Here is a 20,416-nt window from a genome sequence, read left to right on the forward strand (position 1 = left end):
GTATTTCGACAATAAGGTTTGATGCGCTCTAAAGTGAATTGAGTTCAGCCTTATTGTGGGTAAGCGCAGTTCCACAGAGAAATTGCAGACATCACCAGCCAGTGCTAAACCTTGATTACGTGACGCACGTCTCTCTCGCAGGAATTTTACATGTCGGTCACTTCTGAGTTTTCTTCTGATGGTCAGCAACTGACCATTTTCATCTCTGGGCGCTTCGATTTCGCTTCCCATCAGGATTTCCGTGCAGCCTATGAGAACCTGGGCAGTGAGTTGCGCTATGTCGTCGATCTAGGCGGGACCAACTACCTCGACAGCTCGGCGCTAGGCATGCTTTTGCTGTTGCGCGACCACGCGGGTGGTGAGCGTTCGCGCATCAGCCTGGTCAATTGCAGCACTGATGTCATTACCATCCTGACCATCTCTAATTTCTCGAAGCTGTTCCATATCGGTCAACCCCTTGCAACCCACCGGTGAGTCCCTGTGCATCCTGATCGCTGACGACAACGCCAGTGATCGCCTCCTGCTGTCCACTATCGTGGCGCGTCAAGGGCATCGTGTGTTGTGTGCTGATAACGGTGCCAGTGCTGTCGCTTTATTTGAGTCTTACCGGCCGCAGCTGATTTTGATGGACGCCATGATGCCGGTGATGGATGGCTTTGAGGCCGCGCGCCGGATCAAGGAGCTGGCGGGTGAGGCGCTGGTGCCCATCATATTTCTGACTTCGCTGACCGAGGGTGAAGCGTTGGCCCGCTGTCTGGACGCCGGGGGCGATGATTTCATCGCCAAGCCCTATAACCAGACGGTGCTCACGGCCAAAATCAATGCCATGAACCGCCTGCGCCTGCTGCAGGAAACCGTCCTCAAGCAGCGTGATCTGATTTCCCGCCATCATGATTACCTGCTCAATGAGCAGCGGGTGGCCAAAGAGGTGTTCGATCAGGTAGCGCATTCCGGCTGCCTGGATGCGCCCAATATCCGCTATTTGCAGTCACCGTACGCCCTGTTCAATGGTGACTTGCTACTGGCCGCTTACACGCCGGCCGGGCACATGCATCTGTTGCTCGGCGACTTCACAGGGCATGGTTTACCGGCCGCCGTTGGCGCGATGCCCCTGGCTGAAGTGTTCTACGGCATGACCGCCAAGGGTTACGGTCTGGCCGAAACCCTGCGCGAGATGAACGCCAAGCTCAAGCGCATCTTGCCGGTGGATATGTTTTGTTGCGCGACGATGCTCTGTGTCAACTTCAGGCAGCGGCAATTCGAGGTCTGGAATGGTGGCCTGCCCGATGGGTATGTGCTCCGTGCGGCGACCGGCGAGCGCACTCCATTGGTGTCCCGGCATCTGCCTCTTGGCGTGCTTGACTCGGCATCTTTCGATTATCAGACCGAGGTTTATCCGTTTGCGCTGGGTGACAGAGTATTTCTGCTCTCCGATGGCGTGATCGATACCAGCGACAGCACAGAGCAGTTGTTCGGCGTGCAGCGTCTGCATGAAGTCTTTGCGGCCAATCGTGAGCCGCAGCTCTTGATCACAGAAATTGAGCAAGCGCTGAATGCGTTTGGCGGGCAAGCTCGTGATGACGTCAGCATGGTGGAAATCATTGCCGTCGAGCAGGCAGAGCTCGGGCCGCAAACAGTGACCTATTCTGACAGCGGCACCTCCACACCGCTGGACTGGTCATCGACGTTTGAATTCAGGGCGTCAACCCTCAGGCGCTTCAATCCATTGCCCTACCTGCTGCAGTTGTTGCTGGAAGTGCACGGTTTGCGCCATCAGAGTGGTGCGCTCTATAGCGTGCTGACGGAGCTATACAGTAATGCACTGGAGCATGGCGTTTTGGGGCTGGACTCAAAACTGAAAAGTAACGCATCTGGATTTGCCCGCTATTATCAGCAACGGGCGGAGCGACTTGCGGCGCTGAATGATGGCTTCATCCGCATACATTTTCAGGTCATTGCGCTGGGCACAGGTGGTCGTTTGAGTGTGCAGGTGGAGGACAGCGGTCACGGTTTCAACATTGATACAATTCTTGCATTGCCGCCGGTAGTCGATGAGTTGTACGGTCGCGGTCTTGCGCTGGTGCGGGAGTTGACTGACAAGGCCTCGTGGTCTAACGACGGCCGGACCGCAAGCGTGGAATTCTGCTGGGGGGAAAAGGCATAACCCTCCGGATACTTGATCAGGGAGTGAGCAAGGTGTCGGTAGTTCATCTGGATTACAGCGTGTTGACGACGTTGCAGGAAGTCATGGAAGGCGAATACCCGACGCTCCTTGATGTGTTCCTCACCGACTCTGAAAATCGCATCTCCCGTTTGCGTCAGCTTATGGGGGCGTCGGTGTTCGACCTGCAGGAACTGAGCATGCTGGCTCACAGCTTTAAAGGCAGCAGCAGCAATATGGGCGCACTCAGGCTGGCCGACTTGTGTCGAGAGCTAGAGGAGCGCAGTCGCCGCGCAGACAGCTCCGGTCTTGGCGAACTATTGGCAGCGCTGGATCTTGAGTATTCCACGGTGCGTCGGTTATTCGACGCCGAACGCCAGTTTTTTACCGCGCATCCTTGATTCCACCTGGATGTCCTGTGTCTGACTGAATGTGGCCCATATCTTGCTGTACTCCGCTTAATCAGCTGTTTTCGCGGAGACCGACATGCCCCTCGCCACCAATGCCCTCCTTCAAGCCACCCCTGTGGCATCATCGAAGGCCAGTTCTGCCAGCAATTCAGCCAAGCCGGCTGACGGCGGTCGGGACGATGCTTCCAGCTTCTCTGACGTATACGCCAAGCAGGCTCAGGCCAAATCGACCACGGGCAATGATGCCCCGGTGAAGGCCAAACCCGCTGCAGACAAAGACAAACAGGTCGCAGATAAGGGAGCGGCAGACAAGGGCGATGCGGCCACTTCAGAGTCGACGACTGTTGCCGATAGCGGCAATACCTTGCCTGTCGAGCCGGTTGCCAGCGAAAGCGACAGCGAGGCGAGTGATCAGGAAGTTGATCCGGCGTTGCTGCAGGCGCTGACGCCGGAGCCGGCGACGGATCCTGCTCTTGACCCGGCGCTGCAGGCAATCGCCAGTCAGGCGCTGGCTCAGCCGGATACCGACAACGCGAAAGCAGAAACTGCACCGACCGCGCCGGCCATTGCTGTTCAGGTTACTGATCCTGCCGACGCGTCTTTCGATCCAAACGCAGATCCGCTCGACGACATGCCAGCGTTGCAGTTCGCCCTGGAGAATGCGGCAGCCAAAGCGCAGCAGGCGCAAGGTGCACAGAATCAGGCCGTCGGCTCGGGTAAAAACGCCAAAACGGATAACGCCGATCCATCGCAGCTCGCCAATAACCTGGCAGCGCTGGACGACCAACGCGCTGTTACTGATGAGCCCAGTACCGAAAGCAGTGACAAATCCTTCGAAGGTTTGCTTGATAGCGGTCTGAAAGATGTCAAGGGTGCGGTCGGCGATACGCGTGTGGACAACTTTGCTGATCGGTTGGCTGCTTTGAGCCAGGCCGCCCAGGCGCCGCGCGCAGCTGTAGCGCCGACCGTGCCACTGATGAATCAGCCGTTGGCGATGCATCAGAGTGGCTGGAGCGAAGGCGTTGTAGAGCGCGTCATGTATCTGTCGAGCCAGAATCTGAAGTCGGCTGACATTCAGTTGGAGCCTGCCGAACTGGGCCGTCTTGATATTCGCATCAACATGGCGCCGGATCAGCAGACTCAGGTGACCTTCATGAGTGCCCACATCGGTGTTCGTGAGGCACTGGAAAGCCAGATGTCCCGTTTGCGTGATTCCTTTACCCAGCAGGGTATGGGGCAAGTGGACGTGAACGTTTCCGACCAGTCGCGTAACCAGCAGAACCAGGCTCAGCAGCAGGAGCAGGCCAATAATGCTCGTGGTATTGGCAATGGCGGTTCTGGCGGGAATGGTGTTGACGGGGAGATTGACGGGGTTGATGGAGATACTGGCGTAGCTGTCAGCCAGCCTGTCCAGCGAATTGTCGGCACCAGCGAAATCGACTACTACGCCTGATCTGCTATTCATGCAGGAGTTGCCGCAGGCTGCGACGCGATGGTTCGCAGCTTGCGGCAGCTCCTTCTGGCCTGCGCTGCGTTCGCAGCTCTGTTAAAAACCGCCTGCTGCAACATTCCCTCGCAACTCTGGCATAACACTTGCTCTCCCTCTGTCACGCATTAGCGAACCCCCCGAATTGTGACGGATTATTGGCATGGCGAAGAGCGACGAAGTTAAAGACCCCGCCTCAAAAGGCAAACTCAAGCTCATCATCATCGTGGTAGTGGCTTTATTGCTTGCTGTCGGCCTTTCGGTCGGCGCGACCTGGTTTTTCATGCACAGCTCCGAACCCAAGGTAGATCCGGCGGCCGCGGCTGCGGCTGACCCGAACGCCAAACATCCAGCGGTTTTCGAAGCGATGACCCCGGCTTTTGTGGTCAATTTCAACTCCAATGGTCGCCAGCGCTACATGCAGGTCAGCATCACCATGCTGGCGCGCAATCAGCCTGACCTTGATGCGTTGAAAGTGCACATGCCGGTGATTCGTAACAACCTGGTGATGCTCTTCGCGGGGATTCCGTTTGACCAGTTGGCTTCGCCGATAGGTCAAGAGATGCTGCGTCAGAAAGCGACCGCCAGTGTTCAGGAAGTCGCTCAGAAAGAACTCGGCAAAACAGTGATCGAGCAACTTCTGTTCACTAACTTCGTACTGCAGTAGGAACTCGACATGGCCGTGCAGGACCTGCTGTCCCAGGATGAAATCGACGCGCTGCTGCATGGCGTGGACGATGGTCTGGTTCAAACTGAAAATGCTGCCGAGCCCGGCAGTATCAAAAGCTATGACCTGACCAGTCAGGACCGGATCGTACGGGGGCGCATGCCGACCCTGGAAATGATCAACGAACGGTTCGCTCGTTATACCCGTATCAGTATGTTCAACCTGTTACGTCGCTCGGCTGACGTGGCTGTTGGCGGTGTGCAGGTCATGAAGTTCGGCGAATACGTGCATTCGCTGTATGTGCCGACCAGTCTCAATCTGGTCAAGCTTAAACCGTTGCGTGGTACCGGGTTGTTCATCCTGGACGCCAAGCTGGTGTTCAAGCTGGTGGATAACTTCTTCGGCGGTGACGGGCGTCACGCCAAGATCGAGGGGCGCGAATTCACCCCTACCGAACTGCGTGTGGTACGCATGGTGCTGGATCAGGCTTTCATTGATATGAAAGAAGCCTGGCAGGCGATCATGGAGGTGAATTTCGAGTACATCAACTCTGAAGTGAACCCGGCCATGGCGAACATCGTGGGGCCAAGTGAGGCCGTCGTCGTATCAACTTTCCATATCGAGCTGGACGGTGGCGGCGGCGATCTGCACGTCACTCTGCCTTACTCCATGATCGAGCCTATCCGTGAAATGCTGGATGCGGGCTTTCAGTCCGATCTGGATGACCAGGACGAGCGCTGGATCAATGCACTCAAGCAGGACGTGCTGGATGTAGCGGTGCCCATGAGCGCGACGGTTGTCCGTCGGCAGTTGTTGCTGCGCGACATTCTGCACATGCAGCCAGGTGACATTATTCCGGTCGAAATGCCTGATGAAATGGTCATGCGCGCTAATGGTGTACCTTCGTTCAAGGTCAAGTTGGGATCGCACCAGGGCAATCTGGCGCTGCAGGTCATCGAGCCGATAGACCGGCGTTGAGTTTCTTTTTCGCCGAAAATTTTATGCAACTGAATCAATGTTCACCGAGGACAACCGATGGCTGATGAAAACGATATGACGTCTGCTGATGATCAGGCGCTGGCCGATGAGTGGGCTGCGGCACTGGGTGAGTCCGGTGAAAGCGGTCAGGACGATATCGACGCGCTGCTGGCGGCGGACGCCGGAAATTCGGCAGCTTCCAGCCGTATGGCGATGGAAGAGTTCGGTAGCGTGCCCAAGAGCAATGCTCAGGTGACTCTGGATGGTCCGAACCTTGACGTGATTCTGGATATCCCGGTGTCCATTTCCATGGAAGTGGGCAGTACCGATATCAACATTCGAAACCTGTTGCAGCTTAACCAGGGGTCGGTGATCGAGCTGGATCGTCTGGCGGGTGAGCCGCTTGATGTGCTGGTCAACGGCACCTTGATCGCCCACGGCGAGGTAGTAGTGGTCAATGAGAAGTTCGGCATTCGCCTGACTGACGTGATCAGCCCGAGCGAACGCATCAAGAAGCTGCGCTAGTGAAAATGATTAAAGCCATCGCGGTTTTACTTGCCACGCCGCTGAGTGTGCTGGCAGCCGAGCCAGCAGTACAGGCGGCGGCACCTCAGGCAAATGCTGCGGTGTCTTCGGGCATGGGCGGGCAAATCGTGCAGTTGCTGTTCGGCCTGTTGTTGGTGGTCGGCCTCATTTTTGCTTTGGCCTGGTTGATGCGTCGGGTTCAGCGCGGTGTGCCGGGTAATGCCCAGGTTATTGAGCTGGTCGGATCGCGGGCCATTGGTCCGCGTGATCGCCTGGTGCTTGTTCAGGTAGGTAATGAGCAAATCCTGCTGGGCGTTACGCCGGGCCGAATCACGCCTTTGCATGTGCTCAATGAGCACGTGCAGGTGCCGGAGCGTCAGCCGGTGAACTCCGAGTTTGCGCAGCGTTTGATGGACTTGATGGGCAATAAGGTTCAGAAGGATAAGAAGTAATGCTGCGTATTCTGTTGACGCTTCTGCTGGTGCTGGCGGCGCCTTTGGCGTTCGCTGCCGATCCGTTGTCGATCCCGGCGATTACCCTGTCCAACGGTGCGGACGGTCAGCAGGAATACTCGGTCAGCCTGCAGATTCTGCTGATCATGACGGCGCTGAGTTTCATTCCGGCGTTCGTCATGCTGATGACCAGCTTTACCCGGATCATCATTGTCTTTTCGATTCTGCGTCAGGCCCTTGGCTTGCAGCAGACGCCATCGAACCAGATCCTGACCGGGATGGCGCTATTCCTGACCATGTTCATTATGGCGCCGGTGTTTGACCGGGTGAATCAGGACGCCTTGCAACCCTATCTGGCGGAAACCCTGACGGCACAGGATGCAGTGGCTCGTGCGCAGGTGCCGATCAAGGATTTCATGCTGGCGCAAACCCGGACCAGCGATCTTGAGTTATTCATGCGCCTTTCCAAGCGCACGGATATTGCCTCTCCGGAGGCTGCGCCATTGACCATTCTGGTCCCCGCATTTGTCATATCAGAACTCAAGACCGCCTTTCAGATTGGCTTCATGATCTTCATTCCGTTTCTGGTCATCGACCTGGTGGTCGCCAGTGTGCTGATGGCGATGGGTATGATGATGCTGTCGCCGCTGATTATTTCGCTGCCGTTTAAAATCATGCTGTTTGTGCTGGTGGATGGCTGGGCGTTGATTGTCGGCACCCTCGCGGGCAGTTTTGGTGGTGTATGACCCGTCTTGATCAGGAGTCTGTGCGATGACGCCAGAAGTAGCTGTCGACCTGTTCCGCGAGGCGTTGTGGCTGACCACCGTGCTGGTGGCGATTCTGGTCATTCCCAGTCTGTTGTGTGGTCTCTTGGTTGCCATGTTTCAGGCGGCCACTCAAATCAACGAACAGACGTTGAGCTTTTTGCCGCGTCTGATCGTCATGCTGATTACCCTGATTGTTGCCGGTCCGTGGCTACTCAAGGTGTTCATGGAATACATCATCGGGCTCTACACCAGCATCCCGACTGTGATCGGCTAACTCCATGGAACCGGTTCTGGCCCTGACCAATGGGCAGATTGGCACGTGGGTCGCAAGCTTCTTGCTGCCGATGTTCCGTATTACCGCGCTGCTGATGACCATGCCGATCATCGGCACGACACTGGTTCCCGGTCGCGTGCGTCTTTACCTCGCGCTGGCCATCACCGTGGTGGTGGCACCCGTGCTGCCGCCGATGCCGGAGGTCAATGCACTGGATCTGACGGCGCTGCTGTTGGTGGGTGAACAGATCATCATTGGGGCAGGGCTGGGACTGTGCCTTCAGTTGTTCTTTCATTCCTTTGTGGTGGCTGGGCAGATCATTTCCACACAGATGGGGATGGGCTTTGCGTCCATGGTGGACCCCACCAACGGCGTGTCATCGGCGGTGATAGGGCAGTTTTTCACCATGCTGGTCACGCTGGTGTTTCTAGGTATGAACGGCCACTTGGTGGTGATAGAAACCCTGATCGAAAGCTTTACGACCCTGCCCGTGGGCGGCGGTTTGCTGGTGTCAAATTTCTGGGCGCTGGCCAACGGTCTGGGTTGGGTGATGGCGGCTGGTTTGAAACTGGTGTTGCCAGCAATCACGGCACTTCTGGTGGTCAACATCGCCTTCGGCGTCATGACGCGCGCTGCTCCGCAATTGAATATTTTTTCGATCGGTTTCCCGCTGACGCTGGTGTTGGGTATGTTTATCCTGTGGCTCAGCCTGGGCGACATTCTCAATCAGTACCAGCCGCTGGCAACTCAGGCCTTGCAGAATTTGCGCGACATGGTGAGGGCTCGCTGACATGGCCGAGAACGAGAATGGTCAGGACAAGACAGAAGACCCCACGGATAAAAAGGTCCGTGATTCTCGGGCCGAAGGTCAGATCGCGCGTTCCAAGGAGCTGAACACGCTGGCAATCATGATGGCCGGCGCCATCGGGTTACTGGTTGAAGGCGCGGACATTGCCCAGGCGATGTCTTACATGATGACCTCCAACTTCAGCATTACCCGTGAAGTCCTTATGGATCAGGGCTCCATGGGGCGCATGCTGTTGGCCACCGGCAAGCTGGCGCTGGTCGTCATGATGCCGTTTTTACTGGTCATGCTCGCTTCTGCGGTGATCGGCCCTATCTCGTTGGGTGGTTGGTTATTTGCCACAAAGTCCCTGGCCCCCAAATTCAGCCGCATGAACCCGCTGGCCGGGCTCAAGCGTATGTTTTCCCCCAATGCGCTAATCGAGCTGCTGAAATCCTTCGCCAAGTTCGTCATCGTGCTGATTGTGGCGCTGGTGGTGCTTAACATGGAAAAGGCCGCGCTGGTTTCCATTGCCCATGAGCCATTGGAGCAGGCGATTATTCACAGTCTGCAAGTTGTAGGCTGGAGCACATTGTGGATGGCCTGCGGCCTTATTTTCATCGCCGCCGTCGATGTGCCATTCCAGCTATGGGAAGCGCACAAAAAACTCTTGATGACCAAACAGGAAGTACGCGATGAGCATAAAAACTCGGAGGGTAGTCCTGAGGTCAAGCAGCGGATTCGTCAGCTGCGTTATGAGATGTCGCAGCGGCGGATGATGGAATCGATTCCCCAGGCTGATGTGATCATTACCAACCCGACCCACTTTGCTGTCGCGCTCAAGTACGATCCTGAGCAGGGCGGGGCGCCGATGCTGGTGGCCAAGGGGGTGGACTTTGTGGCGTTGAAGATTCGGGAGATTGGTGCGCACAACCAGATTCTGATTCTCGAGTCGCCAGGTCTGGCGCGTTCGATCTATTACAGTACCGAGCTTGACCAGGAGATCCCGGGCGGCCTGTACCTGGCTGTTGCGCAGGTCCTGGCGTATGTGTATCAGATCCGTCAGTACCATGCGGGGCAGGGCAAGCGCCCGGATCCGCTGGGCGATATCACTATTCCGCCAGATTTGCAGCGGGATTCTTGAGGTTTGCTATTGCTGCTAACTGCGCTGGCGCCGTCGCGGCCGCGATTATTGAGTACATATCCGTTACCGCATTCAGGGCTGATATTGGTTGCGCTTTTACAGCGCCTCACTTTTGGGCCCAAAAGTAAGCAAAAGGCTTTTACCCCACCACTTGGTCCCTCGCCTAGGCTCGGGCATGCCGAGCCTAGGCGAGGCACCAAGTGGTGGGGCATGTACGGATCAACCACATGGGTTACAAAAAAGTGCATTCACATAGGTGACACTTTGATTGAGACATAACCGTTTTTTGCATCTCTCGCATTCACATGGCCCAAGATCACCGGACCGAAGATTACATTCCATACCCCATCACCGATCATCTCCATTCCGATGGTCTGATGACAAAGTAAATTGCCCACATAAACCCGCATGCCTCCTCGATTGATGATTCCGCTACTGTCGGCCAGGTAACTCTCAATATGACTCGCATAGGTCATTTCCGGTAGCGTTTCTGGGTACATTCGAGTTGAAGGCGTATAGCAAGCAGCAGGCGTTTTCTGACCAAGCGCCTCGTGTCCACGCTCGTAATTGTAGTGCTGCAGGAAGCGATCAAAGTGGCGCTGCTGGGCCTCCCAGGCAATTGCCGATGGATGAGGTAACGTACTTTTCAGCGTCCGGTGCATACGCTCATGCCGCCCATTCTGGTCTGGGCGACCGGGCTCGATTCGCTCAGGAATGATCCCAAGTCTCATCCACCAGATCGACAGCTGTGACAGCCCTGCACGACTGGTGCTGGCAAACGGAATCCCATTGTCAGTACGAATACGCTCTGGCAGGCCGTATTCGCGAAAAACCCTTTCGAAGGTTTGCTGTGTTTCCTTGAGATTGGTGCTGCTCATGCTCTGGCAAGCCAGCAAAAACCGGCTGGCATGATCCATGATCGTCAGCGGATAACACCAAATCCCTGCTCCGGTCAGGTATTGGCCCTTGTAGTCAGCACTGAATAACTGGTTGGGATTTTCTGCCTTACGTAAAGGCTTGGGATACACAGCCACCCGTCGGCGCAATGGCTTGGGGGTAATCAAATCAGCTGCTTTGAGAATGTTGTAAATGGTCGTTTTAGAGGGCGGATCCTGGTCTGGGAAACGCTGCATGAGGCTGTTCTGAATCTTCTTCGGGCCGGGGATCGTCTCGCCAATTAAGCGAAACTCAACGATTGCCTGCTTCACCACCAAGGGCACCACGTAGGTTTGGTTGTGGCGGCAGCGGCTATGTTCATCAAGCCCGCTCGGACCCTCTGCCTCGTAACGCCTGATCCACTTATACCCAGTCTTTCGGCTGACCTCATAGTCCCGGCACAGTTGGCTAAGGCTGTGCTTCTGGGACAGGTAGTCGGCGATAAACATCACTTTAAGGTCCATAGGTTTCAGCTCTTTCCAGGGCATGGTCAGATCCTCGCGAAATCGACCCTGCCAGTTAAAAACTGTTACCTATGTGCGTGAACTGATTTGTAACCCATGTGGGTGAGTCATACTGGCAAGAGCGCTTTGGTTACTTTCGCGCTTTTCGAAAGTGACCCGCCGTAAGGGCGGAACCATAAAGCCGCCGTTACCCAGTAACGGATATGTACACAAATCACTAAATGACCACCCCCATCTCACACTTTCTTACAGACCCCGCCCGCTATTTCATCACCGATTCCACAGTTGGAAAGCTTCTTGCAATAGGTCATATCAGGTCGCCATCGGCGTCAAAGTTTTGATTTAGTGCGCAGGTGAATAATCGGTGGAACGCTCTCAGTTAATCAGTAGCGCACGCAGCAATCTGGCAGGCCTCGGCCGTGGTCAGTTGGGCGTTCCGTTGTTGCTGTTGGTCATGATGGCAATGATGATGTTGCCCATCCCGCCGTTTCTGCTGGATGTGTTTTTCACATTCAACATTGCGTTGTCCATCGTGGTCCTGTTGGTCTGCGTATACGCACTGCGCCCACTCGATTTTTCGGTATTTCCGACCATTCTGCTGGTTGCCACGCTGTTGCGTCTCGCGCTCAACGTGGCCTCGACCCGCGTGGTCATGCTTCACGGTCAAGACGGTCACGCCGCTGCAGGTAAGGTGATTCAGGCTTTTGGTGAAGTGGTGATCGGTGGTAACTACGTCGTCGGTATCGTGGTTTTTGCCATCCTGATGATCATCAACTTCGTGGTAATCACCAAGGGTGCCGGGCGTATCTCTGAGGTGAGCGCGCGTTTCACCCTGGACGCCATGCCTGGCAAGCAAATGGCTATCGACGCCGATTTGAACGCTGGCTTGATCGATCAGCCAGAAGCCAAGCGTCGCCGTCTCGAAGTCGCTCAGGAGGCCGAGTTCTACGGTTCCATGGACGGTGCGAGCAAGTTTGTTCGTGGTGACGCCATCGCTGGTTTGCTGATCCTGTTTATCAACCTCATCGGCGGCATGCTGGTTGGCATGCTGCAGCACGGCATGACCTTCGCCGACGCTGGCAGGATTTACACGCTGCTGACCATTGGTGACGGTTTGGTGGCGCAATTGCCATCACTGCTGTTGTCCACCGCCGCAGCAATCATGGTGACCCGTGCTTCCGGTTCGGAAGAAATGGGCAAAATGATTAACCGTCAGATGTTTACCTCGTGGAAAGCACTGGGTGTATCTGGCGCGATCATGATCGTGATGGGCCTTGTGCCAGGCATGCCGCACTTTTCCTTCATCAGCCTGGGCCTTGTTGCTTGCGGCATCGCTTACGTGCTGTGGAAGAAAGAGGACCGGGTCAAGGTCATGGCGCTGGAAGAGGTCAAGCGTCAGCAAGAAATGCTGCCATCGCCAACTCGCGCTCAGGACTCCAAAGAATTGGGTTGGGATGATGTAACGCCGATCGATATGATTGGCCTGGAAGTGGGCTATCGCCTCATTCCGCTGGTGGACCGCAATCAGGGTGGTCAGCTCCTGGCGCGGATCAAGGGTGTGCGTAAGAAGCTTTCCCAAGAGTTGGGCTTCCTGATGCCAACCGTACACATTCGCGACAACCTGGATCTGGCGCCAAGTGCCTATCGTTTGACGCTAATGGGCGTGACGTTGGCAGAGGCAGAGATCTATCCCGACCGGGAACTGGCGATCAACCCTGGTCAGGTCTTCGGATCGTTGAACGGTATTACCGCCAAGGACCCGGCGTTTGGTCTGGAAGCGGTCTGGATTGAAATCAGCCAGCGTAGTCAGGCTCAATCGCTGGGTTACACCGTAGTGGATGCCAGTACTGTGGTCGCCACTCACCTGAACCAGATTCTCTACAAGCATTCGCACGAGCTGATTGGTCATGAGGAAGTGCAGCAATTGATGCAATTGCTGGCTAAAGGCTCACCTAAACTGGCTGAAGAGCTCGTGCCTGGCATCCTTTCGTTGTCGGCTCTGCTCAAGGTATTGCAGGCGCTGCTGTCCGAGCAGGTCCCTGTACGGGATATCCGGACCATCGCCGAAGCTATCGCCAATAATGCTCAGCGGAGTCAAGATACCGCCGCATTGGTTGCTGCGGTTCGGGTCGGATTGAGCCGTGCAATCGTGCAAAGCATTGTAGGCATTGAGCCGGAGCTACCAGTTATCACGCTGGAGCCAAGGTTGGAACAGATATTGCTCAATAGTTTGCAGAAGGCTGGTCAGGGTCAGGAAGAAGGCGTTCTTCTAGAGCCAAGCATGGCGGAAAAACTTCAGCGTTCGCTGATCGACGCCGCCCAGCGTCAGGAGATGCAAGGCTTGCCAGTGATTCTGCTGGTAGCCGGCCCGGTTCGGGCCATGCTGTCGCGGTTTGGGCGGTTGGCTGTACCGAATATGCATGTGTTGGCGTATCAGGAAATTCCTGACAACAAGCAAGTAACCATCGTAGCGACTGTCGGGCCTAACGGCTGAGGTAGTGAGTCATGCAAGTTAAGCGATTTTTCGCCGCCGATATGCGTCAAGCCATGAAACTGGTTCGTGATGAGCTGGGCGCAGAAGCGGCCATCATCGGCAACCGGCGAATCGCCGGTGGCGTCGAGCTGACTGCTGCCCTAGATTATAAGCTTTCTGCGCTCGCACCCCGTGTACCGAACATCGAGCTTGAGGACGAGTTGCGCAAAACCCAGTCGCGCATCGTCTCGGCCCAGGCTGAACTGAATAATCGTGGTGATAGCGACGGGGCAGTCAATCGGCAGTTGTTCGCCGGTTTGCCGCTGAGTGCTGCTGACACCCACATCGAGCCGACGCTTGAAGAGCCGCCGCGTCCGTTCGCACAGCCGCAGGTTGCTCCGGCTGCTCCGGCTGCCAGCCAGCGCGGTTACGACTCGATGCGTTTTGAATTGAACGGCCTGCGTGAGCTGCTGGAAGTCCAACTCGGCTCCCTGGCGTGGAATCAGTTGCAGGGCAGCCGTCCGGCACAGGCCAACCTGTGGCGTCGTCTGCAGCGTGTAGGGTTGTCTGGCCCTCTGTCCCGCGACCTGCTGGAAATGATCCCTGATATCGACGAGCCACGTCAGGCCTGGCGCATGTTGCTGGCTCATTTGGCCCGCATGATCGAAGTGCCTGATGTCGAGCCGCTTGAAGAGGGTGGTGTCATTGCAATGGTCGGCCCTGCCGGCATGGGCAAGACCACCACACTCGCCAAATTGGCGGCGCGTTACGTACTCAAGTATGGCGCGCAGAACATTGCTCTGGTGAGCATGGACAGCTTCCGTATCGGTGCTCAGGAGCAGCTCAAGACATTGGGTCGTATTCTCAATGTGCCGGTGACTCACGTTGATCCTGGTCAATCACTGGCGCAGGCGCTGGACCCTCTGTTGCGCAAGCGTGTTGTGTTGATCGACACTGCGGGCCTGCAAGCCAGCGACCCGGCCTTGCGCATGCAGCTGGAAAGCCTGGCCGGGCGCGGTATCAAGTCGCGTAATTATCTGGTGCTGGCAACCACCAGCCAGAAACAGGTGCTCACTGCCGCGTATCACAGCTACAAACGCTGTGGTCTGGCCGGTTGCATCCTGACCAAGCTGGACGAAACCGCCAGCCTGGGCGAAGTACTCAGTCTTGCCATCAGTCATGAGTTGCCTGTGGCCTATCTGACCGATGGACCACGAATTCCTGATGATCTTCACCTGCCACGTCGGCACCAATTGGTGACGCGCGCGGTCAATGTGCAGATGCAAGAAGAGCCAAGCGAAGAGGCCATGGCGGATATGTTCGCCGACCTTTACCACAACCCCAACAAACGGGTCGGTTAAGTGATGCGAACAATTGAAACTTACCTGCATCGATGGTCTGCCTGGCACGGCTCTTCATTGAGCGTGTCGCCCGCAATCTGGCTTCGGTCTACGCAACACAAGGTAAAAAACTAACATGGGCAGCATGCATCCCGTACAGGTGATCGCGGTGACCGGCGGCAAGGGTGGCGTCGGTAAGACTAACGTGTCAGTGAACCTTTCGCTGGCCTTGGCCGAGCTTGGCCGGCGCGTCATGCTGCTGGACGCCGACCTTGGCCTGGCCAATGTCGATGTCCTTCTGGGGCTTACGCCCAAGCGCACCCTTGCTGATGTGATCGAAGGGCGCTGTGAGCTTCGCGACGTCTTGTTGCAAGGCCCGGGCGGGATTCGCATCGTGCCTGCTGCTTCCGGCACGCAGAGCATGGTTCATCTGAGTCCGGCGCAGCACGCTGGCCTGATCCAGGCTTTCAGCGACATTGGCGATAATCTTGACGTATTGGTGATCGACACGGCCGCCGGTATCGGTGAGTCAGTGGTCAGCTTTGTCCGGGCGGCTCAGGAAGTGTTGCTGGTGGTGTGTGATGAGCCTACTTCCATCACCGACGCCTATGCCTTGATCAAGCTGCTCAACCGCGACTACGGGATGAACCGCTTCCGCGTTCTGGCCAACATGGCCCAGAGCCCGCAGGAAGGGCGCAACCTGTTCGCCAAGCTGACCAAAGTGACTGATCGTTTTCTGGACGTGGCCTTGCAATATGTAGGCGCCGTACCTTACGACGAGTGCGTGCGTAAGGCTGTCCAGAAGCAACGTGCGGTATACGAAGCTTTTCCACGCTCCAAATGCTCCCTGGCGTTCAAGGCTATTGCGCAGAAGGTCGATACCTGGCCACTGCCTGCCAACCCGCGTGGGCATCTCGAGTTCTTCGTTGAGCGACTGGTTTACCAGACAAGCGCAGGGCCTGTTCAATGACCGCGAGCGGCTATCAGATGTACAGCAAAGCGTCCCGGAACTCGCAATATGAGCTGATCGAGCGGTATGCTCCGCTCGTCAAGCGCATTGCGTACCACTTGCTGGCTCGTTTGCCAGCCAGTGTTCAGGTTGAAGACTTGATTCAGGCAGGCATGATCGGCTTGTTGGAAGTGTCCACCAAGTACGATTGCACCAAGGGTGCCAGTTTCGAGACCTATGCCGGGATTCGTATTCGCGGTGCGATGCTCGATGAAGTGCGTAAGGGAGACTGGGCGCCTCGCTCGGTCCACCGCAATACGCGCATGGTCAGTGACGCAATTCGCTCAATTGAAGCAAAAACAGGTCGCGACGCTAAAGATCATGAGGTTGCGGCCGAACTCCAATTGAGTCTCGATGATTATTACGGGATTTTGAACGATACCTTGGGCAGTCGCCTCTTCAGTTTCGACGACCTTTTGCAGGACGGCGAACATGAAGGACTGCATGAGGATGGCGCAAGCGGTTCGCTTGAGCCGTCGCGTGACCTGGAAGATGAACGCTTCCAGGCTGCGTTGGCAGATGCAATCGCCAACTTGCCGGAACGTGAACGTCTGGTTTTGGCGCTGTACTATGACGAGGAGCTGAACCTCAAGGAAATCGGTGAGGTCCTGGGGGTCAGTGAATCTCGAGTCAGCCAGTTACACAGCCAGTGCGCAGCTCGTTTACGAGGGCGTTTGGGAGAGTGGCGAGCGCGTTGACAGGTGGTACGTAATCCTTGGTGATTGCGTGTCGCGTGTGAGCAGGCTGTGCAAAGCGTTACGTGGGACAGTGGACAAGGCTGGAGCCATACAGGCATTCGCTCCACGGACTGTTAAAAGCAATAGCTTTCATGCAGCCCGTGGATTTGCTGTGCGGTTTCCATAGTTGTTGATTTACCAAGCCCGTCGTCGTTTTCGTGCAGCCAATGTGAGCTGTGCCAGTATTGATTGAACAGCGCGTTCAGGTGCTGAACGCGTCAAAGACTGCTTGGAGGTCGAATTGGACAAGAACATGAAAATCCTCATCGTTGATGACTTCTCAACGATGCGGCGGATCATTAAAAACCTGCTGCGTGATCTGGGCTTCACCAACACGTCCGAAGCCGATGACGGGCTTACCGCGTTGCCGATGCTGGAAAGCGGTTCCTTTGACTTTCTGGTAACGGACTGGAACATGCCTGGGATGACCGGTATCGACCTGCTGCGTAAAGTGCGTGCCGATGAGCGCCTCAAACACCTGCCGGTGTTGATGGTGACCGCAGAAGCCAAGCGCGACCAGATCATTGAAGCGGCTCAGGCCGGCGTCAATGGTTATGTCGTCAAGCCATTCACGGCTCAGGCGCTGAAAGAAAAGATCGACAAGATCTTTGAGCGCGTCAATAGCTGATGTATGCCGCGAGGGCTCTATGGAGAACAACGAAACGTCAATGGGCGAGTTTGAAGCGACCCTGAAAAAACACGCAAGCGAGCTCGTGACGAGCCTTGAAAAAGGCCGTTTCGGCGACGCTGTGCAACTGATCCATGAGCTTAACCAGGCTCGAGATCGTGGCCTGTATCAAGAAATCGGCAAGCTGACGCGCGAGCTGCACAGTGCGATCGTCAATTTCCAGATTGACCCGAACATGCCGCAAGCTGAAGAAGTGTCCCAGATCACGGACGCCACCGAACGCCTGTCGTATGTTGTCAGGCTCACGGAAGGTGCGGCTAACCGCACCATGGACCTGGTCGAGGAAAGTACTCCGCTGATGCACAGTCTGAACGACGAGGCCAAGGCCTTGAGTGCGGACTGGGGGCGTTTCATGCGGCGTGAAGTCAGCGCTGAAGAGTTTCGTGAACTGGCGCGCCGTGTTGATGGTTTCTTGACGCGCAGCGAAAAGGATACCCACCAGGTTTCCTCCAACCTCAACGACATTCTGCTGGCTCAGGACTTCCAGGACCTGACCGGCCAGGTGATCAAACGCGTGACGCAATTGGTCACTGAAGTCGAGAGCAATCTGCTCAAACTGGTGCTCATGGCCAGTCATGTAGACCGCTTTGCGGGCATCGAACACGACGACGAATCCATCCGCGCAGAAAAAGATCCACAAAAACATATCAAACAGGGTGAAGGTCCGCAGATTCATGCCGATAAACGGGAAGACGTTGTGTCCGGACAGGACGATGTAGACGATCTGCTATCGAGCCTGGGCTTCTAAGTCTGGTCTGTTGACGGTTAATTTTAGGGAGCACCCCAATGAGCTTCGGCGCCGATGAAGAGATCCTTCAGGATTTTCTGGTAGAGGCCGGCGAAATTCTGGAGCAGTTGTCTGAACAGTTGGTCGAGCTGGAAAGCCGACCGGATGACGCAGATCTGCTCAATGCAATTTTTCGCGGTTTTCACACTGTAAAAGGGGGCGCCGGCTTCCTCCAGCTCCATGAGCTGGTGGAGTGCTGCCACATCGCCGAGAACGTCTTCGACATCCTGCGCAAGGGTGAGCGTCGCGTAGACTCGGAATTGATGGACGTGGTCCTTGAAGCGCTGGATGCGGTCAATGCGATGTTCAGCCAAGTGCGTGAGCGCAGTGAAGTAACTCCGGCTACACCGGAATTGCTGGCTGCACTGGCGCGTCTGGCAGAGCCAGCATCGGCTGACGAAGCGCCTGCTGAAGTCGTGGAGGAGGCGCCGGTTGAAGTCGTCGCTGAAGCGCCTTCGGACGAGATCACCGATACCGAATTCGAAAACCTGCTTGATTCGCTCAATGCAGCCAAGGAGCCAGCAGCAGTTGCTGCAGCGCCGGCAGCGACAGGCGAAGCCGCAAGTGACGAAATCACCGACTCGGAATTCGAATCGCTGCTTGACCAGTTGCATGGCAAAGGTCAGTTTGCTCCTGACGTAGCACCTGCTGCCGCTCCGGTGGCTGCCGCGCCCGCTGGCAAGGCTGAAAGCGGTGACATCACCGACGATGAATTCGAAGCGTTGCTTGATCAGCTGCACGGCAAAGGTTCATTCGATGCTAACGGCGTTGCTGCCGCAGCCGCTCCAGCTCCGGCTCCGGCTCCTGCTGCCACTGCCTCTGCTGCATCGGCAGGCAAGGGCGATGAAATCACCGACAACGAATTTGAAGCGCTGCTTGATGAGCTGCACGGCAAAGGCAAGTTTGAGCCTGAAGTAGCCGCCAGTTCAGCAGCCGCTGCGGCAGTTGCTGCGCCCGCTAAAGCGGCAGCACCAGCGCCAGCAGCCAAGCCTGCTCCGGCCGCAGTTGCCAAACCAGCTGCTGCGCCAGCGCCCGCCAAAGCCGCTGCTCCTGCTCCTGCTCCTGCAGCGGTTAAAGCGGCTGCGCCACCTGCTGAAAAGCCGGTCGCATCCGAAGCCGAAACCACCGTTCGGGTCGACACTGCGCGCCTGGACGAGATCATGAACATGGTCGGCGAACTGGTGCTGGTGCGTAACCGTCTGGTGCGCCTGGGTCTTAATAGCGGCGACGAAGCCATGTCCAAGGCGGTTTCCAACCTTGATGTGGTAACGGCCGACTTGCAGACCGCGGTGATGAAGACCCGGATGCAGCCGATCAAGAAAGTGTTTGGCCGCTTCCCGCGACTCGTACGCGACCTGGCTCGTCAGCTCAAGAAAGAGATCAACCTGGAGCTGGTCGGTGAAGAGACCGATCTGGACAAGAACCTCGTAGAGGCGCTTGCCGATCCGCTGGTCCACTTGGTGCGCAACGCGGTCGACCACGGTGTCGAGACCCCGGAAGAGCGCGAAGCATCGGGCAAGCCTCGCGGCGGACGCGTTGTGCTGTCGGCCGAGCAGGAAGGCGATCACATCCTGTTGTCGATTTCCGATGACGGCAAGGGTATGGACCCTAACGTTCTGCGCTCCATTGCTGTGAAGCGTGGCGTGATGGACAAGGACGCTGCCGACCGCCTGAGCGATACCGACTGCTACAACCTGATTTTCGCGCCAGGCTTCTCGACTAAAACCGAGATTTCTGACGTATCGGGCCGTGGCGTGGGCATGGACGTGGTGAAAACCAAGATTGCTCAGCTCAACGGTACGATCAATATCTACTCGACCAAGGGGCAGGGGTCGAAGATTGTCATCAAGGTGCCGTTGACTCTGGCGATCATGCCGACCCTGATGGTAATGCTTGGCAACCAGGCTTTCGCCTTCCCGCTGGTCAACGTCAACGAGATCTTCCACCTTGACCTGTCGACCACTAACGTCGTCGATGGTCAGGAAGTCGTGATCGTTCGTGACAAGGCATTGCCGTTGTTCTACCTCAAGCGCTGGCTGGTCAGTTCTGCCGTTCACGAGGAGCAGCATGAAGGGCACGTGGTAATTCTTTCTGTTGGCACCCAGCGTATCGGCTTTGTCGTCGATCAGTTGGTGGGTCAAGAGGAAGTGGTTATCAAGCCGCTGGGCAAAATGCTGCAGGGAACGCCAGGCATGTCAGGCGCCACCATCACTGGTGACGGTCGCATTGCCTTGATCCTCGATGTGCCGAGTATGCTGAAGCGGTACGCTGCACGGCGTATCTGATTCTGGTGTCGCGGGCAGACAACTGCCCGTGACGCCTGGTCGGGCGGTG

At 56.5% G+C, this 20,416-nt stretch carries 20 protein-coding genes; 19 read left to right on the forward strand and 1 reads right to left on the reverse strand.

The features are described 5' to 3' along the window. The first annotated feature begins 150 nt into the window (after nucleotides 1–150). The 12 genes from ABRP31_RS07905 to flhB all read left to right on the forward strand — a co-directional run bounded on the left by ABRP31_RS07905 (nucleotide 151) and on the right by flhB (nucleotide 9,648). A complete protein-coding gene (locus ABRP31_RS07905; protein ID WP_349971855.1) occupies nucleotides 151–474 on the forward strand; it encodes an STAS domain-containing protein in 324 nt (107 codons plus the stop codon). Continuing rightward, complete coding sequence (locus ABRP31_RS07910) at nucleotides 458–2,164, forward strand: fused response regulator/phosphatase (RefSeq protein WP_349971856.1); 1,707 nt, start codon at nucleotides 458–460, stop codon at nucleotides 2,162–2,164. Before ABRP31_RS07905 ends, ABRP31_RS07910 begins: the two co-directional genes overlap by 17 nt. A gap of 83 nt (nucleotides 2,165–2,247) precedes the next feature. Then, nucleotides 2,248–2,562: an Hpt domain-containing protein gene (locus ABRP31_RS07915; RefSeq protein WP_087273237.1), complete on the forward strand. Its 315-nt coding sequence runs from the start codon at nucleotides 2,248–2,250 to the stop codon at nucleotides 2,560–2,562. Nucleotides 2,563–2,647: 85 nt separating this feature from the next. Beyond that, nucleotides 2,648–4,024 (forward strand): flagellar hook-length control protein FliK, encoded by a 1,377-nt coding sequence (locus tag ABRP31_RS07920; protein ID WP_349971857.1) that lies wholly within the window; start codon nucleotides 2,648–2,650, stop codon nucleotides 4,022–4,024. A 196-nt stretch (nucleotides 4,025–4,220) separates the two neighbouring features. Further along, the gene (fliL, locus tag ABRP31_RS07925; protein WP_087273218.1) at nucleotides 4,221–4,724 is read left to right on the forward strand and encodes a flagellar basal body-associated protein FliL; all 504 of its coding nucleotides are present in this window, start codon (nucleotides 4,221–4,223) and stop codon (nucleotides 4,722–4,724) included. A 9-nt stretch (nucleotides 4,725–4,733) separates the two neighbouring features. Then, nucleotides 4,734–5,702, forward strand: a complete 969-nt coding sequence (gene fliM / locus ABRP31_RS07930) for a flagellar motor switch protein FliM (protein ID WP_087273220.1) — start codon at nucleotides 4,734–4,736, stop codon at nucleotides 5,700–5,702. Nucleotides 5,703–5,759: 57 nt separating this feature from the next. Then, entirely contained in the window at nucleotides 5,760–6,227 is a 468-nt protein-coding gene (fliN, locus tag ABRP31_RS07935) for a flagellar motor switch protein FliN (protein WP_087273222.1), read from the forward strand. A 5-nt stretch (nucleotides 6,228–6,232) separates the two neighbouring features. Continuing rightward, nucleotides 6,233–6,679, forward strand: coding sequence for a flagellar biosynthetic protein FliO (gene fliO / locus ABRP31_RS07940; RefSeq protein ID WP_087273238.1), 447 nt, complete (start codon nucleotides 6,233–6,235; stop codon nucleotides 6,677–6,679). Next, entirely contained in the window at nucleotides 6,679–7,425 is a 747-nt protein-coding gene (gene fliP / locus ABRP31_RS07945; RefSeq protein WP_349971858.1) for a flagellar type III secretion system pore protein FliP, read from the forward strand. Before fliO ends, fliP begins: the two co-directional genes overlap by 1 nt. Before the next feature lie 25 nt (nucleotides 7,426–7,450). Further along, nucleotides 7,451–7,720 carry a flagellar biosynthetic protein FliQ gene (locus tag ABRP31_RS07950; protein ID WP_349971859.1) on the forward strand — a complete coding sequence of 90 codons (270 nt, stop codon included), beginning with the start codon at nucleotides 7,451–7,453 and terminating at the stop codon, nucleotides 7,718–7,720. A 4-nt stretch (nucleotides 7,721–7,724) separates the two neighbouring features. Next, on the forward strand, nucleotides 7,725–8,510 hold the full coding sequence (fliR, locus tag ABRP31_RS07955; RefSeq protein WP_349971860.1) for a flagellar biosynthetic protein FliR: 786 nt from the start codon (nucleotides 7,725–7,727) through the stop codon (nucleotides 8,508–8,510). 1 nt (nucleotide 8,511) lies between these two features. Continuing rightward, nucleotides 8,512–9,648, forward strand: coding sequence for a flagellar biosynthesis protein FlhB (gene flhB, locus ABRP31_RS07960; RefSeq protein ID WP_087273230.1), 1,137 nt, complete (start codon nucleotides 8,512–8,514; stop codon nucleotides 9,646–9,648). Between the two features lie 248 nt (nucleotides 9,649–9,896). Here flhB and ABRP31_RS07965 read toward each other — a convergent pair whose 3' ends face one another. Further along, nucleotides 9,897–11,072, reverse strand: a complete 1,176-nt coding sequence (locus ABRP31_RS07965) for an IS481 family transposase (RefSeq protein WP_349973837.1) — start codon at nucleotides 11,070–11,072, stop codon at nucleotides 9,897–9,899. A gap of 340 nt (nucleotides 11,073–11,412) precedes the next feature. Here ABRP31_RS07965 and flhA point away from each other — a divergent pair, with 340 nt between their 5' ends. The 7 genes from flhA (at nucleotide 11,413) to ABRP31_RS08000 (ending at nucleotide 20,367) form a co-directional block, all read left to right on the forward strand. Beyond that, nucleotides 11,413–13,542, forward strand: a complete 2,130-nt coding sequence (gene flhA, locus ABRP31_RS07970) for a flagellar biosynthesis protein FlhA (protein ID WP_087266801.1) — start codon at nucleotides 11,413–11,415, stop codon at nucleotides 13,540–13,542. A gap of 11 nt (nucleotides 13,543–13,553) precedes the next feature. After that, a complete protein-coding gene (gene flhF, locus ABRP31_RS07975; RefSeq protein WP_349970490.1) occupies nucleotides 13,554–14,882 on the forward strand; it encodes a flagellar biosynthesis protein FlhF in 1,329 nt (442 codons plus the stop codon). Nucleotides 14,883–14,997: 115 nt separating this feature from the next. Beyond that, on the forward strand, nucleotides 14,998–15,831 hold the full coding sequence (gene fleN, locus ABRP31_RS07980; RefSeq protein ID WP_087266807.1) for a flagellar synthesis regulator FleN: 834 nt from the start codon (nucleotides 14,998–15,000) through the stop codon (nucleotides 15,829–15,831). Then, nucleotides 15,828–16,568 carry an RNA polymerase sigma factor FliA gene (fliA, locus tag ABRP31_RS07985; RefSeq protein ID WP_027898771.1) on the forward strand — a complete coding sequence of 247 codons (741 nt, stop codon included), beginning with the start codon at nucleotides 15,828–15,830 and terminating at the stop codon, nucleotides 16,566–16,568. Before fleN ends, fliA begins: the two co-directional genes overlap by 4 nt. Before the next feature lie 292 nt (nucleotides 16,569–16,860). After that, the gene (locus ABRP31_RS07990; protein ID WP_176469940.1) at nucleotides 16,861–17,235 is read left to right on the forward strand and encodes a chemotaxis response regulator CheY; all 375 of its coding nucleotides are present in this window, start codon (nucleotides 16,861–16,863) and stop codon (nucleotides 17,233–17,235) included. 19 nt (nucleotides 17,236–17,254) lie between these two features. Then, nucleotides 17,255–18,043: a protein phosphatase CheZ gene (locus tag ABRP31_RS07995; RefSeq protein WP_087266810.1), complete on the forward strand. Its 789-nt coding sequence runs from the start codon at nucleotides 17,255–17,257 to the stop codon at nucleotides 18,041–18,043. A 38-nt stretch (nucleotides 18,044–18,081) separates the two neighbouring features. Continuing rightward, entirely contained in the window at nucleotides 18,082–20,367 is a 2,286-nt protein-coding gene (locus ABRP31_RS08000; protein WP_349970494.1) for a chemotaxis protein CheA, read from the forward strand. Nucleotides 20,368–20,416: the final 49 nt, after the last annotated feature.

This window comes from Pseudomonas caspiana (assembly GCF_040224095.2).
GTDB classification, from domain to species: Bacteria; Pseudomonadota; Gammaproteobacteria; order Pseudomonadales; family Pseudomonadaceae; genus Aquipseudomonas; species Aquipseudomonas caspiana.

Bases quoted from the DNA above. Each gene is read 5' to 3' on its own strand.
- fliR (WP_349971860.1), top strand. From the start codon at position 7,725: ATGGAACCGGTTCTGGCCCTGACCAATGGGCAGATTGGCACGTGGGTC.
- fliN (WP_087273222.1), top strand. From the start codon at position 5,760: ATGGCTGATGAAAACGATATGACGTCTGCTGATGATCAGGCGCTGGCC.
- ABRP31_RS07990 (WP_176469940.1), top strand. From the start codon at position 16,861: ATGAAAATCCTCATCGTTGATGACTTCTCAACGATGCGGCGGATCATT.
- fliL (WP_087273218.1), top strand. From the start codon at position 4,221: ATGGCGAAGAGCGACGAAGTTAAAGACCCCGCCTCAAAAGGCAAACTC.
- fliO (WP_087273238.1), top strand. From the start codon at position 6,233: ATGATTAAAGCCATCGCGGTTTTACTTGCCACGCCGCTGAGTGTGCTG.
- fliM (WP_087273220.1), top strand. From the start codon at position 4,734: ATGGCCGTGCAGGACCTGCTGTCCCAGGATGAAATCGACGCGCTGCTG.
- ABRP31_RS07915 (WP_087273237.1), top strand. From the start codon at position 2,248: ATGGAAGGCGAATACCCGACGCTCCTTGATGTGTTCCTCACCGACTCT.
- fleN (WP_087266807.1), top strand. From the start codon at position 14,998: ATGGGCAGCATGCATCCCGTACAGGTGATCGCGGTGACCGGCGGCAAG.
- ABRP31_RS07905 (WP_349971855.1), top strand. From the start codon at position 151: ATGTCGGTCACTTCTGAGTTTTCTTCTGATGGTCAGCAACTGACCATT.
- flhF (WP_349970490.1), top strand. From the start codon at position 13,554: ATGCAAGTTAAGCGATTTTTCGCCGCCGATATGCGTCAAGCCATGAAA.
- fliP (WP_349971858.1), top strand. From the start codon at position 6,679: ATGCTGCGTATTCTGTTGACGCTTCTGCTGGTGCTGGCGGCGCCTTTG.
- ABRP31_RS07920 (WP_349971857.1), top strand. From the start codon at position 2,648: ATGCCCCTCGCCACCAATGCCCTCCTTCAAGCCACCCCTGTGGCATCA.
- ABRP31_RS07950 (WP_349971859.1), top strand. From the start codon at position 7,451: ATGACGCCAGAAGTAGCTGTCGACCTGTTCCGCGAGGCGTTGTGGCTG.
- ABRP31_RS07965 (WP_349973837.1), bottom strand. From the start codon at position 11,072: ATGCCCTGGAAAGAGCTGAAACCTATGGACCTTAAAGTGATGTTTATC.
- ABRP31_RS07995 (WP_087266810.1), top strand. From the start codon at position 17,255: ATGGAGAACAACGAAACGTCAATGGGCGAGTTTGAAGCGACCCTGAAA.
- ABRP31_RS08000 (WP_349970494.1), top strand. From the start codon at position 18,082: ATGAGCTTCGGCGCCGATGAAGAGATCCTTCAGGATTTTCTGGTAGAG.
- fliA (WP_027898771.1), top strand. From the start codon at position 15,828: ATGACCGCGAGCGGCTATCAGATGTACAGCAAAGCGTCCCGGAACTCG.
- flhB (WP_087273230.1), top strand. From the start codon at position 8,512: ATGGCCGAGAACGAGAATGGTCAGGACAAGACAGAAGACCCCACGGAT.